At 69.5% G+C, this 13,600-nt stretch carries 13 protein-coding genes and 1 riboswitch; of the genes, 6 read left to right on the top strand and 7 right to left on the bottom strand.

Annotated features, from left to right (window positions below; all coding sequences use genetic code 11):
• The 3 genes from ACWDU1_RS18550 to ACWDU1_RS18540 form a co-directional block, all read left to right on the top strand.
• On the top strand, positions 1-547 hold a 547-nt coding region (locus ACWDU1_RS18550), incomplete at its 5' end, for a fumarylacetoacetate hydrolase family protein (RefSeq protein WP_449999975.1).
• Complete coding sequence (locus ACWDU1_RS18545) at positions 544-1,170, top strand: maleylpyruvate isomerase family mycothiol-dependent enzyme (protein WP_449999974.1); 627 nt, start codon at positions 544-546, stop codon at positions 1,168-1,170. The genes ACWDU1_RS18550 and ACWDU1_RS18545, both read left to right, overlap by 4 nt.
• Before the next feature lie 12 nt (positions 1,171-1,182).
• On the top strand, positions 1,183-2,439 hold the full coding sequence (locus ACWDU1_RS18540; RefSeq protein ID WP_449999972.1) for an FAD-dependent oxidoreductase: 1,257 nt from the start codon (positions 1,183-1,185) through the stop codon (positions 2,437-2,439).
• 182 nt (positions 2,440-2,621) lie between these two features.
• On the opposite strand, the gene ACWDU1_RS18535 is transcribed toward ACWDU1_RS18540, so the two are convergent.
• Complete coding sequence (locus tag ACWDU1_RS18535; RefSeq protein WP_449999971.1) at positions 2,622-4,175, bottom strand: AMP-binding protein; 1,554 nt, start codon at positions 4,173-4,175, stop codon at positions 2,622-2,624.
• 222 nt (positions 4,176-4,397) lie between these two features.
• Between ACWDU1_RS18535 and lysA the strand changes: the two genes are divergently transcribed.
• On the top strand, positions 4,398-5,729 hold the full coding sequence (lysA, locus tag ACWDU1_RS18530; protein ID WP_449999969.1) for a diaminopimelate decarboxylase: 1,332 nt from the start codon (positions 4,398-4,400) through the stop codon (positions 5,727-5,729).
• Between the two features lie 25 nt (positions 5,730-5,754).
• Here lysA and ACWDU1_RS18525 read toward each other — a convergent pair whose 3' ends face one another.
• From ACWDU1_RS18525 to ACWDU1_RS18505, 5 genes are all read right to left on the bottom strand, one after another.
• Complete coding sequence (locus ACWDU1_RS18525) at positions 5,755-6,564, bottom strand: ABC transporter ATP-binding protein (protein ID WP_449999967.1); 810 nt, start codon at positions 6,562-6,564, stop codon at positions 5,755-5,757.
• Entirely contained in the window at positions 6,557-7,396 is an 840-nt protein-coding gene (locus tag ACWDU1_RS18520) for an ABC transporter permease (protein ID WP_449999965.1), read from the bottom strand. The genes ACWDU1_RS18525 and ACWDU1_RS18520 overlap by 8 nt, the downstream gene beginning before the upstream one ends.
• On the bottom strand, positions 7,374-8,393 hold the full coding sequence (locus ACWDU1_RS18515; RefSeq protein ID WP_449999964.1) for an ABC transporter substrate-binding protein: 1,020 nt from the start codon (positions 8,391-8,393) through the stop codon (positions 7,374-7,376). The genes ACWDU1_RS18520 and ACWDU1_RS18515 overlap by 23 nt, the downstream gene beginning before the upstream one ends.
• A complete protein-coding gene (locus tag ACWDU1_RS18510) occupies positions 8,390-9,103 on the bottom strand; it encodes a TenA family protein (RefSeq protein ID WP_449999962.1) in 714 nt (237 codons plus the stop codon). The genes ACWDU1_RS18515 and ACWDU1_RS18510 overlap by 4 nt, the downstream gene beginning before the upstream one ends.
• Positions 9,097-9,192, bottom strand: a riboswitch (TPP riboswitch). It overlaps the preceding gene by 7 nt.
• Before the next feature lie 120 nt (positions 9,193-9,312).
• Complete coding sequence (locus tag ACWDU1_RS18505; protein ID WP_449999960.1) at positions 9,313-9,957, bottom strand: LysE family translocator; 645 nt, start codon at positions 9,955-9,957, stop codon at positions 9,313-9,315.
• 169 nt (positions 9,958-10,126) lie between these two features.
• Here ACWDU1_RS18505 and ACWDU1_RS18500 point away from each other — a divergent pair, with 169 nt between their 5' ends.
• Positions 10,127-10,762: a hypothetical protein gene (locus ACWDU1_RS18500; protein WP_449999958.1), complete on the top strand. Its 636-nt coding sequence runs from the start codon at positions 10,127-10,129 to the stop codon at positions 10,760-10,762.
• 27 nt (positions 10,763-10,789) lie between these two features.
• Here the strand turns inward: ACWDU1_RS18500 and ACWDU1_RS18495 are convergent, their stop codons facing one another.
• Positions 10,790-12,265 (bottom strand): MFS transporter, encoded by a 1,476-nt coding sequence (locus tag ACWDU1_RS18495; protein ID WP_449999956.1) that lies wholly within the window; start codon positions 12,263-12,265, stop codon positions 10,790-10,792.
• A gap of 173 nt (positions 12,266-12,438) precedes the next feature.
• On the opposite strand from ACWDU1_RS18495, the gene ACWDU1_RS18490 reads away from it, so the two are divergent.
• On the top strand, positions 12,439-13,500 hold the full coding sequence (locus ACWDU1_RS18490) for a hypothetical protein (protein WP_449999976.1): 1,062 nt from the start codon (positions 12,439-12,441) through the stop codon (positions 13,498-13,500).
• Positions 13,501-13,600 lie beyond the last annotated feature (100 nt).

Raw genomic sequence — 13,600 nt, 5'->3', positions numbered from 1 at the left:
CAAATTCGCCGACAGCCTCATCGGGGCCGCCGACCCGATCGTCAAACCGGCCGAGACCGACGCTCTGGACTGGGAGGTCGAGCTGGCGGTGGTGGTGGGCAAACCGGTTCGGCGGGCCACCGAGGAGGAGGCCGCGGACGCCATCGCCGGGTTCACGGTGATGAACGATATCTCGGTGCGGGACTGGCAGTTCCGCACCATCGAATGGACGCAGGGCAAGATCTGGGATTCCTCGACCCCGGTCGGCCCCTATGTCGTGACACCCGACGAAGTCGGCGGAGTGCGGCCGGCGCTCGAGGTGGAAACGCTGGTCGACGACCGGGTCATGCAGCACGATGATACCGGGACGCTGCTGTTCGACCCGGTATTCCTGGTCCGGTACGTATCGACGGTGATCCGGCTGAATCCCGGCGATATCATCGCCACCGGCACCCCGGCGGGCGTCGGTCACGCCCGCGATCCGAAGATCTACCTGGTGGGTGGTGAAACGGTCGAGACCCGCATCTCCGGGCTCGGCGCCTGCACGAACCGGATCGTCACACCGTGAGCGCGCGCACGTCTGCCGATTCGATGAGATGGGCCGACCACGGGACAGGGCTGTTCGTCACGCAGGCGGCCCTGCTCGACGACCCGGCGATGTCGGAGCCGAGCATCCTGCCGGGCTGGACCCGGAAACACCTCGTGGCCCATATCGCGGCGAACGCGGAGGCACTGGGCAATCTCGTGCACTGGGCCCGCACCGGTGACCGCACCCCCATGTACTCCTCGGCCGAACAGCGTAGCGCCGAGATCGAATCGGGTGCGCGGCTTTCCGCGACCGAACTGCGGACCTGGCTGAACCGGGCGGTGCACACGCTGTCCGGCGCCATGGACGCCCTGACCGGAGACGACTGGCAGGCCGAGATCGTCACCGCGCAGGGGCGGACCGTCCCGGCCACGGAGATCCCGTGGCTGCGGGCACGCGAGGTGTGTGTCCATGCCGTCGACCTCGGCACGGGCACCACCTTCGCGGATCTCCCCGCCGATTTCCTCACCGCCCTGATCGCCGATATCCGGGCGAAGCGCAAACTCACCGATATCCCCGGCGGTCCGCTGCCCGAGGTCGCCGCCTATCTCGCCGGTCGTCCCCACACTCTCGCCGATGTCGCCGACCTCGGCCCCTGGCTCTAGAGGAGGCTCATCGTGAGCGATCCGGATATCGTCATCGTCGGTGGCGGAATCGGCGGGCTGAGCACCGCTTTCGCGCTGACCCGCCTCGGCCTGCGGGTGCGGGTGCTGGAGCAGGCGCGGCAATTCGGTGAGGTCGGGGCGGGAATTCAGCTCGCGCCGAACTGCACCCGCATCCTCGACGACTACGGTCTACTCGACGAGGTGAAGGCGCGCGGAGTCGTACCCGACCGGATGGTGATGCGGGACGCGGTCGACGGGACCGAGCTCACCGCACTCGACCTGCGCGATCTGGAGCGTGAGTACGGGTTTCCGTATCTGGTGATCCACCGCAGCGACCTGCACGCACTGTTCCTGGAAGCGTGCCGGGTGGCGGGAGTGGAGCTGCGCACCGAGCAGAAGGTCGTCGCGTACACGCAGGACGGTGCGACCGCCGGCGCGGTAACGCAGGACGCAACCGTGCACCGCGCCAGGGTCGTGATCGCGGCCGATGGGCTGCATTCGGTGGCACGAAAGCTGTTCGTCGACGATCGGCCCGTATCGTCGGCCTATGTCGCCTATCGGGGGACAGTGCCTGTCGCGGAGGTGAATCCTGCGGTCGATCTCTCCGAGGTGGTCGTCTACGTCGGTCCGCGTTGCCATTTCGTGCACTACGGACTCCGCGGCGGCGATCTGCTCAACCAGGTCGCGGTCTTCGAATCACCGAAGGCCGTCGCCGGCGCCGCCGAGTGGGGCACCCCGGACGAACTCGATACCGCCTTCGGGACGACCTGCGATGTCGTCCGGAACCGGATACCGCATATGTGGCGGGACAAATGGTGGCGGATGTACGACCGCGATCCGATCGACACCTGGGTCGACGGCCGGATCGCGCTGCTCGGTGACGCGGCCCATCCGCCGCTGCAGTACATGGCGCAGGGCGCGATCATGGCGATCGAGGACGGCTGGGTGCTCGCCGAACATATGCGGCGGCTGCGGGGCGACGACGGGACGGTGGACTGGGCGGGGGCGCTGGCGGCCTACGAGGCGGTCCGGCCGCAACACTGCCGCCGGGTGGTACTCACCGCCCGGGTATGGGGTGAACTGTGGCATCTGGACGGGTCGCGGCGCGAACAGCGCAATACGCTGCTGCGGGAGCGGGAGGTCGGCGACTATTCGTTCACCGACTGGATCTACGGACCGACGGCGCTGTTCCCCGAGGACGAACCCGCCATGTTCGAGCCGATCCCGCTCGACTCGGCCGATCGTGTGGGTACCGGTCCCGGCGCCTGATCCGGCAGCGCCCTCCGGCCGTGGAGTGCGTCTCGACCGGGCGCCGGCCCGGGTCACCGAGCCGGATCGGCCGAACCGGCCCCTGGGGACGGCCCCGGCCGAGGCGATCGAGGCCGCTCCCACCGGACAGGTGCCCTTCGCCGAGTACGCCTCCTACTTCCGTTGACGCCCGGGCCGCCGGTTCAGCCGACCTGGCGGCCGCGGCCGCTCCAGTACGGAGCCCGCAGGGTGAACTTCTGCAGCTTGCCGGTGGCGGTGCGGGCCAGTTCGTCGCGGAACTCCACCGAGGTCGGCGCCTTGTAGCCGGCCAGCCGCTGTTTGCACCACGCGATCAGTTCCGCCTCGGTCGCGTTACTCGCCTCGGCGTCCGGGACCAGTACCACCAGCGCCTTGATCGTCTCGCCCCATTTCTCGCTCGGCACCGCGATCACCGCGACCTCGGCCACGGCGGGATGGGAGAACAGGCAGTCCTCGACCTCGATGGAGGAGACGTTCTCGCCGCCGGTGATGATCACATCCTTTTTCCGGTCGGCGATGGTGAGATGGCCGTCGTCGCCGATCTCGCCGCCGTCACCGGTGCGGAACCACCCGTCGGCCGAGGCCGCCGCGCTTTCCTCCGGACGGCCCCAGTAACCCTCCATCACCACATTGGACCGGGCCAGTACCTCCCCCGGCCCCTCGTCGGATTCCTCGGTCCGCAACCGGACCCCGAGTGCCGGGGCGCCCGCGCGGGTCAGCTTCGCCGCCCGGGTCTCCGGGTCGAGACCGTCCCATTCGGCCCGGGAGCGGTTGACGGTCAGCAGCGGCGAGGTCTCGGTGAGGCCGTAGATCTGGATGAACTCCCAGCCGAGTTCCTGTTCCACGCGGGCGACGGTTTGGGTCGGCGGCGGCGCACCGGCCATGATGACCCGCACCCGGCCCCGGCCGGGGATCTCGCCCTTCCAGGTCTGCGCCGCCTCCAGGACCGCCGCCGCCACCGCCGGGGCCGCGCACATCACCGTGACACCGTGGTCGCGGACCCGGCGCAGGATCTCGGCGCCGTCGATCTTGCGCAGCACGATGTGCCGGGCGCCCACACCCGACATCGCGAACGGCATCCCCCAGCCGTTGGCATGGAACATCGGGAGGGTGTGCAGGTAGACATCGCGGTCGCTGATCGTGACGTGCAGGCCGAAGGTGACGGCGTTGATCCAGATATTGCGGTGGGTGATCTGCACGCCCTTGGGGCGGGCGGTGGTGCCGGAGGTGTAGTTGATGGTCGCGGTGGCGCCCTCGTCCGGAACCCACGGCCGGGGAACCGAGCCCGGCGCGGCGTAGAGGTCGGTGTCGGCGCCGAGCACGAATACGTGCTCGCACTCGATATCGGCCAGCGAATCCGCGAGCTCCGGATCCACGTACAGGACGCGCGCACCGGAATCCTCGACGATGTAGCGCACTTCGTCGGGTCGCAAGCGGAAGTTGATCGGCACCAGCACCCGGCCCCAGCCGCTCACCCCGAAGAAGGAGGTCAGCAGGCGGCTCGAATTATGACTGACGATCGCGACCCGCTCACCGGCCCCGATCCCGAGGTCGTCGAGCCGGGCCGCCTGTCTACGGGCGAGATCGGCGATTTCGGCGTAGGTCGGCGAGCCCTGGGCGGGCGCCGGTTGATCGGGTTCGTCGACCACCCCGATGCGGTCGCCGTACACGGTCTCGGCGCGGTCGAGGAAATCGGAGACGCTGAGCGGGACGAACATGGCCCTCCTACGGATCTGCGTACCCGGGAGACGGTGGCGCGGGCTTCCCGGTCCCACGATTGTCTCCCCGGCCCGGTGCCCGGCGGGCCGGAATTCCGCCGCGGCAACAACCGGCCCCGGAAGGTCAAGAAACCGTCAGGAGCTCGTTCATCCGCGCACGGGTGGCGTAGTCCTGGGGTCGGCCCCGCATACCGAACGGCGGGGACACCCCAGGAGCACACCGTGACCTTGCTCGATACGATCCCGTCCCTGCAGCCGGGAATCCCGCCCCGGCTGAGCCCGGCGGTCTGGCCGCATGACGCCCACTACGACGGTGACGGCCGGATCACGATCGGCCGGGTGGCGTTGACCGATATCGCCGACCGGTACGGAACACCGGCCTGTGTCCTCGACGAAGCGGAGGTCCGCGCCCGCTGCCGCGTCTATCGGGAATTCTTTCCCCGCGTCCGGATCTACTATGCGGGCCAGGCGCTGCTGACCAGAGCCGTCGCGGCGTGGGTGAGCAAGGAAGGACTCTCGATCGACGTATGCTCGGCCGGCGAGCTCGCGGTGGCACTGTCGGCGGGGGTGGATCCGCGGCGGATCATCCTGCACGGAACCGGGAAGTCCCGTGACGAGCTCGAGGCCGCCGTCCGCGCCGGAGTGGGCCGGATCGTGATCGATTCGCTGTCCGAGATCGCGCTGCTCGCCACTCAGCTGACCCGGCCGCAGGCCGTTCTGCTGCGACTGTCTCCCGGTATCGACGTCCATGGGCATCCGGCCGTCCGGACCGGAGTCCCGGATCGGAAGCCCGGTTTCCCGCTCGGTGGCGAGGCCGCGGCCGAGGCGGTACGACAGGTGATGCAACAGCCGCTCCTGGATCTCGTCGGCCTGCACTGCCATCTCGGATCGCAGATCCACGACCCCGATCATTACGGTGAGGCCGTTCGCCGGCTCGTCGGTGAGATGTCCTGGATCCGGCACGAATACGGCCGTATCCTGACCGAACTCGACCTGGGCGGCGGCCACGCCGTGGCGTACCGGCCCGGAGACGCCGAACTGAACCTGGCCGAACTCGCCGACATTCTCGACGACGCCTTCGACGCCGCCTGCGCCCGCCACCGGTTCCCCCGGCCCACTGCGGCCCTGGAGCCGGGCCGGGCGATAGTCGCGCGGGCCGGGGTCACGCTCTACCGGGTCATGTCGGTCGAACATGTCGACGGGGCATCGACCTTCGTCACCGTCGACGGCGCGATGACCGACAGGGTCCGGACGGCCCTGTACGAACCCGAATTGGCCAACCGGCGTCCGCACGGGCCGCACCGGACGGTCACCGTGGCCGGGCGCAACTGCGAGGCGGGCGATGTCATCGCCCGCGATATCCGGCTACCCGCCGATCTCCACCCCGGAGACCTCCTGGCGGTGCCCGGTACCGGCGCCTATCACCACAGCCTGTCCGGCGCCTACAACTGTGTCGGCAGACCACCGGTGATCGCCGTACGCGACGGTCACGCCCGGGAGTTGGTCCGCCGGGAGACCACGGCCGATCTGATGGCCCGCGATATCGACGGCTGAACGCACACCGCGACCGATACCGAACTCAGGCGTCCTGCCGGGTCATGGCCCGGCGGGCCTCGTCGTGCAGGACCCCGAGCAGTTCCTGCTCCAGCGCGGCGAACTCGGATCCGGTGATCATCGACAGATCGCGTGGGCGCGGAAGGTCGATACGCACCTCGCGGCGCACCGTGGCCGGGCGCGCCGACAACACGACCACACGATCCGAGAGGTAGACGGCCTCGCGGATATCGTGGGTGATCATCAGCACCGTCCACCGGTAGCGCTGCCAGACCTCCTGCAACCAGGACTGCATCTCGGTGCGCGTCAGCGAGTCGAGGGCGCCGAAGGGTTCGTCCAGCAGCAGCAGTTCTCGTTCCTGGACGACCGTCCGCAGCATCGCCGCCCGCTGCCGCATCCCGCCGGACAACTGCGACGGGCGCGCGTCCTCGAAACCGGACAACCCGAAGACGGGAAACAGTTCGCGGGCCCGGCGCCGGGCCTCCGCCTTGGGCACACCGCGCACCCGGAGCCCGAGGGTGGTGTTGTCCAGGACCGTGCGCCACGGGAACAGCAAATCCTTCTGCGGCATATAGGCGCAGGGCGATGCGGCCGGCTCGGCGGCGCCCGGGCCGAACCGGATACTGCCGGAATCCGGGGTCGCCAGACCGGCGAGCATGGTGAAGACGGTGCTTTTGCCGCAGCCGCTCGGGCCGATGACCGAGACGAATTCTCCCGGTCGCGCGGTGAACGACACCCCGTCCAGGACCTGCCGTTCCCCGCCGCGCCGGCCGGGCCGCGGAAACGACTTGGTGAGCGCGTCGACAACGACCGCGTGACCGTCCGGGTCAGGCATGCCCGCTCCTGTTCTCCGTACGCGCCCATGGCGCGACCAGGTGTTCGATCACGAAGGTGAGCAGGTAGAGGGCGATGCTGAGCAGGGCGGTGACCAGGACCGCGGCCAGTACCAGATCGGTGCGGAACGAATTCTTCTGCAGGCTCATATAGATGCCCAGGCCCTCCGTGGCGCCCACGTACTCGGCGAAGACCGCGCCGACGACGGCGTAGGTGATCCCGATCCGCAGTGCCGTGAAGAACCGCGGCAGGGCCGACGGCAACCGGACGTAGCGGAAGACCTGGCGGCGGGAGGCGCCCATACTCCGCAGCAGGGCGCCGGCGTCCCGGTCGGCCGCGGCGAATCCCTCGATCAGCCCGATGGCCATCGGGAAGAAGGTGACCAGCGCGACCACGAGAACTTTCGGCAACAACCCGAACCCGAACCAGATCACCATCAGTGGCGCTATCGCGATGATCGGGAGGGTCTGGGAGGCGACGAACAGCGGGACCAGGGCCCGGCGCAGCCAGGGCGAGAAATCCACCACGACGGCCAGTAACCAGGCCAGGCTCAGCGATACCGCGAAACCGGTGAGGGTCACCTGCAGGGTGACGGCGGCGTGGGCGCCGATCTCGTCGCGGTGCGCCCAGCCCTGCCGCACCACCCGCAGCGGAGACGGCAGCAGTTGCGGCCGGATACCGCTGACCTCGACATAGACCTGCCAGCACGCGACGAGTACCGCCACCGTGACGACCGACGGCAGTACCCACCGGATTCGCGCCGATCGCGACGCGGCGGCGACCGGCTGTGGAGCCGCGCGGACGGAGTCGCTAGGCGGGGGCGAGGTACTCATTGGTGAAATACCCGGACCAGTCGGGCTCCTCGGTCAGCGGCGCGCCGTCGGGACCCGCGAGCAGTCCCTTCTCGAACAGGAAGCCGGAATTCGCGGCCCACTGTTCCCGGGTCTGCGCGCCCACCCGGCCGTCGGTGTCCTTCATGAACTGACCGGCGAGCATGCGCTGGCTTTCCAGCACCAGGCTCTCGTCGTGGAAGGCGCCGGGGTTGGCGTCGATGAGATCGCGCGCGGCGGCGTCGGGATCGTCGGCGGCGAACTGGTAGCCGCGCTGCAGCGCCTGGACGAATTTCGCGGCGCGATCGGGATTGGCCTTCAGCCAGTCCTCGTTACCGTCGATCACGATGGCGTAGGCGTCGGGGAAGCCGAAATCGGTGTACCGGAAGTACTTCATGGGCGTGCCGTGGTGTTCGGCCTCGATCCCCTCCCAGCCGAGATAGGACACGGTGAAATCGGCCTTACCGGAATAGACCGCCTCATAGGCCGAGGTGCCCAGGGTGACGGAGGTGAATTCGCCGGTGCCGCCGTCGTTGCGGATCACCTGCTGCAGTGCCTCCACCTCGCCGGGATCGCCGAAACCGGCGTAGGTCTTGCCGTCGAGATCCTTCGGGCTCACGATATCGGCGCGATCGGCCTTCACCCCGATACCCGTTGCCCAGTGCCGCAGCGGCGCGAGCACACTCACGGTGTGCGCGCCGGACGCCCGCGAGAAGGTCGACGAATTATGGGTGCTGACACCGAATTCGGCGTTCCCGGCATCGATGACCGTATCGACGGCGGTGTTGTTGTACGGCAGGACCTGCACATCCAGGCCGGCATCGGCGAAATAGCCGCGCTGCAGTGCGACGAACAGTCCGGTGTGGTTGGTGTTCGGCGTCCAGTCCAGCGCGAACCTGATGGTCTGCCCCTGGCCGGCACCGGAGCAGGCGGTGAGGGCCGACAGTACTGCCACGGCGACGGCCGCGCAGACGAGCGCGCGGCGGGCGAGGCCGGTCATCCGGCGGGCCAGGGCTGCGGATGCAGGGCGGTATCCCAGAACATCAGTTCGTAGCGGGTGGCGATGACGAAGGCCTTCTCCATCGCCGCCCGGTCCCGGTCGCTCGCCGCCTCGGCGGCCGCGTCGACCAGCGACCGGGCCGTGGCCGCGGACTCCTGGAACTCCGGGGCGCCGTAGGTGGACACCCACTGCGCGTAGGGGTGCGCGGGGTCGGCGGCGAGCACCTCGGCCGCTTTCACCGCCAGGCCCCGGCCCACCTCGGCGTAGATCCAGAAACACGGCAGCGCCGCCGCCGCGCCCACCGCATAGGACTCCGTCGCGGCGGTGGCGATGAGATAGGAGATATAGCCCAGACAGGCGGTCGAGGGTTCCGGTTCGCCCTCCCGGACCGGTATCCGGCCACCGGTGAGAAGGTCGTGGTGCAGGGCCGATTCGACGGCGACCGCCGAACCGGCGGATTGCGCCCAGAACCGCGCGGTCTCCGGGTCCGGCGATGTGGCCGCCAGCAGGGACAGGGTCTTGGAATATCCGGCCAGATAGAGCGAATCCTGCTCGACATAGGTCCGGAACACCTCGAGCGGCAGGGTGCCGTCACCGAGCCGGCGCAGGAATTCCAGATCGTCGATGGCGCCGCGCAGTTCTTTCGTCCGATCCCACAGGTAGTCGGTGAATCCGGCGGTTTCGGAATTTTCGGAGGATCGCGCGCGCAAAACCAGGACATCCCTTCGTCAGCATTACCTGAACAGGTTCTCGGGTCTCATCTCAGCCCCACCTGTGTGGAGCACCCCGTGTCGGAACGAAATCGACCATATCAGTGCTCCACGGCCCGGTGGGGCCGCTCCCCCGCCCGGATCCGCGGCCCCTGGGACCGGAAGGCCGCTGAACTGCGGCTACCCGTTCGCTCGGGTTCCGCAGCCGCTCAGCGACCGGAAAGAGCGGGCTCCACGGCCACCGACGCGCCCAGTCCGACGATCAGCGCGCCACCCGCGCCGCCGACGGCCTCGAGCCGCTTCGGCGACCGCGCGAACCAGTCCCGCGCCGCCGCCGCGAGCAATGCCCACGCACTATCGCTCACCAGCGCGATAACCAGGAATACCCAGCCGAGCACCAGGAGTTGCAGCGGGATCGACCCGGACGCCGTATCGGTGAAATGCGGCAGCACCGCCGCGAAGAAGACGATCGCCTTCGGATTCGTCACGCCCACCAGCACGCTCTGCCGGAACACCCGGCGCCCGCTCTCCGGAGCCGCGACCGTGCCCAGGACCTCGCGTAGTGCCTTCCGCTCCCGGATCGCCTGCACTCCGAGGTGGATCAGGTACAGCGCACCCGCCACCTTGACGATCGCCATCGCGGTGGCGGAGGCCGCCAGGACCGCGCCCAGCCCGACCGCCACGAACAGCAACGCGATCTGCACCCCCACGGTGTGGCCGACGACAGAGATCAGCGCGGCCCGCCGGCCCAGCGTGAGCGCGCGGCCGATGGTGAACAACACCCCGGGCCCCGGCACGATGATGAGGAGTGTGGCCGCGACGGCGAAGGCGAGCAGATTGGCGGTGGGGACCATCTCCGGATCTTATGTCCGGGTCGACGTTTCCGGCCGTCGATCCGCGGCCGGTCGAGAGCAACCCGGACGCCGCCCCGATGACCGAAGTGCGCCACCGCCGTGACTTTGCCGCGACTGCTTCGTAATCTAACGGTGATCTTATTTCCGAGCGTTACGAGTGGTCCGCATTATGCCTGGTCGACACCGCAAACCGCCCCGCGCCCAGAGGCTCGTCCCGCTGGCCGGCAGCGCGTTCGCGGCGACCGCGGCCATCGCCATAACAGTGATCGCCCGCCCCGGTGCCGACACACCGCCGGCCGCCGCGGCGTCGGTCGATACCGCGGAGATTCCCGTCGCCGGCCTGGGCAAAGCTCCTCGAGAGGACTCGGGCGCCCCGATCGCGGTCGCGGCCGTCGACCTTCCGCCGGAGCCGCCCAGATACGCGAAACGGCTCGCACCGCCGCCGATACCGTGCTCGACCGACCTCGCCGGAGCCCTCCCCCATGTGGCGCAGGTGGGCAACCTGATCGCCAAAACATTCGGAGTCGCCGATATCGGTGGCGCCCACGGCCGGTACGACGGTGACCACGGCGCCGGCCGGGCGCTGGACTTCATGACTTCCGACCCCGCCCACGGCGACGCGATCGCCGATTTCGTCCTGGCCAACAAGGAGCGTTTCGGGGTGACCTACGTGATCTGGCAGCAGCGCTACAACGACGGCAGCGGCTGGACCTATATGGAAGACCGGGGCAGCCCCACCGAGAACCACTACGACCATGTGCACGTGTCCTTCGATTCGGCCGCCGATATCGCCGTGACCTGCTGACATCCGATCGAACCGCACCCACGCCGGTCAGCGGCCGGCGCCGGCGGTATCGCTCTCCGGGGATACGGCCGGGCCCCCCACCCCGCACTGCGGGAGACAGTCCATATGCCCCAGGTCGGGCGCGCGCCGCGGTGGCCGCAACAGCACGGCGGCCGTCAGCGCACCGGTGAGCAGCAGTCCCACGCAGATCCACATGGCGATCGTGAATCCGGCGTCCAGCGCGGCCGGATCGTCCAGCGCGCCCGAGATACCGGCCAATCCCGGCAGGGCCGCCACCGCCAGCAGCTGCGCTGTCCGCGCGACGGCGTTGTTCACCCCGGAGGCGATCCCGGCCTCACTCGCGGGCACCGCCCCCAGCACCGCGCCGGTGAGCGGGGCGACCAGCACCGACAACCCGAGCCCGAAGACCAGGACGCCCGGCAGCACATCGGTCACGTAGGAGGCCTCGGGGCCGATGCGCAGCAGCAGCACCAGCCCGCTCGCGGCGAGAAGCGGCCCGCAGGTCATCGGCAGCCGAGGCCCGTGGCGCTGCGCCCACCGGCCCGACGGCGCGGAGAGCAGCAGCATCAGCAGGGTCAACGGCACGGTGGCGATCCCGGCCCGCAACGGCGAATAGCCCGCCACCACCTGCAGTTGCAGGACCAGCAGGAAGAACACCCCGCCCAGCGCGGCGTAGACCGCGAGCGTCACCAGATTGGCGGCGGTGAACACCCGCGACGCGAACAGCGACGGCGGTACCAGCGGATGATCGCTGCGCATTTCGATCACCACGAACGCGGCCAGCAGCAGCAGACCGGCCCCCACGAGTAGTGCGGTGCCGTCGATCAGGCCCAGGGTCAACGCACCGAGCCCGGCCGCGACCACCAGGGCGCCGGGCAGGTCGAGCCGGGTGGCCGCGTTCGGGTCGCGGCTCTCCGGCACATGCCGCAGCGATACCAGCACCACGACCAGCACCAGCGGCACGTTGATGAAGAAGATCGAGCGCCAGCCCGCCACCTCGATCAACCAGCCCCCGAGGAACGGGCCGAGCGCGCCGGACACCCCGCCGAATCCCGACCACAATCCGATGGCCGCGCCCTGATCGCGACGGTCGATCGAGGAGGAGATGAGGGCCAGACTGCCCGGGGTGAGCATCGCGCCCGCCACCCCCTGCAGCACCCGCGCGATCACCAGCATCTCGATGGTCGTCGCCGCCCCGCACAACAGGGAGGCCGCCGCGAATCCCACCGCGCCGATGAGGAAGATCCGGCGCCGGCCGAACCGGTCGCCGAACGAGCCACCGAGCAGGATGAAGGAGGCGAGCGTCAGGGTGTAGCCGTTGAGGGTCCACTGCAACCCCGCCACATCGGTGTCCAGGGCTTCGCCGATCCTGGGTAACGCGATATTGACCACCGTGGCGTCCAGCGACGCCACCGACGACCCGAGAACGGTGGCCAGCACGATCCAGCGGCCGGTGGCCGTGCCGAGCCGGGGCAGCCCAGGGGTGCTCACCCCACCGAACATACGGACCGGAGCGGACGGCCGACCTCCGACACGACCACGCGCGGGGCCCGGGTTCCGACCGGCCCGCCGCGGGTACCGGAAATTCCACCGCTACCGGGTTATCGTCTGCTTCCGAGCCCTCGGGCCCGTGGACGCGTCGATATCGAGGTGGCGGGAGGACCGGCGTGAGCGCGATGCCCGAAACCCGGCGCGCCCGGCGGCGCACCCGGATCGTTCGCAACGCCTACGGCAGCGCCGCCGCCGAAACGTTCCTGGTCATCGCGATCACGACCATCCTGGTGACCCGGGCCTATCTCGCCGCCACCGGCTATCCGCAGGTCGGTGGCGGCTCGCTGCATATCGCGCATGCCCTGTACGGCGGGGCGGCCATGATGGTCGCGCTGTTGCTCGGCTGGTTGCTGCTCGGTACGACCGCCCGGGCGGTGGCCGTGGTGATCGGCGGTATCGGGTTCGGGTTGTTCCTCGACGAGGTCGGGAAATTCGTCACCGCGGACAACGACTACTTCTACGGGCCGTCGGCGGAGATCATGTACGTGCTGGTCCTGGTGATCCTGGTGGCCAACCGGCTGGTCCGGGTCCTGCGACCGCCCACGGTGGACGAGTACCTGGCGAACGCGGCCGCCGTCGCGGCCGCCGGGACGGCGGGCGGATTACCCCCGCACCGGCGGGCCGCGGCGCACGCGATGCTCACCCGGGCCGAGGAAGCCGGTGCCGATCCCGTCGCGGTCCGGGGTATCCGGTCGCTGCTCGACGCGGCCGGCCATCGCGCCGACCGGCTGTATTCGGTGCAGCGGTCCCTGCCTCGGCTCGTGCCCGGATTCCTGCGCAGCCCGCGGTGGGTGCCGGTGATCGGCTGGTCGCTGGTCGCGGCGTCGGGGGCGGGCGTGGTCACCGGGATCATCGCGCTCGCGGCCGGCGGACTCGTCCTGAAGACCTCCGATACCACCCTGGACATCCAGCGGATGGGAATCGCGGAACTGATCCTTTTCGTCAGCTCCTGCCTGACCTTCTCGATCGCGGCGCCGTCCATGATCCGCTACCGCGGCGACGGGCCGCTGTGGCCGTTGCAGACGCTGCGTACCGCGGCGCTGATCTTCACTGTTCTCAACGCCTTCGCCGATTTCGCGACCGAGGGCTTCGGCGCCCTGATCGCGGTCGCGGCCGGCCTGTTCGCGATGGCGGTGCTGTCCTATCGCCTCACCGTCCGGGTCGGCGAACCGGCGGATTCCGGATAGCGGAGTCCCCGGTACGTACGTACCGGGGTACTAACAGCGCTGGGCCCCGACCAGGGAGATCCAGGCGCTGCTCAAGGCCCCTCCGATGACAGCCGAACTC

The organism is Nocardia sp. NPDC003345, assembly GCF_053589395.1.
This window is presented reverse-complemented; position numbering and strand designations above follow the sequence as displayed.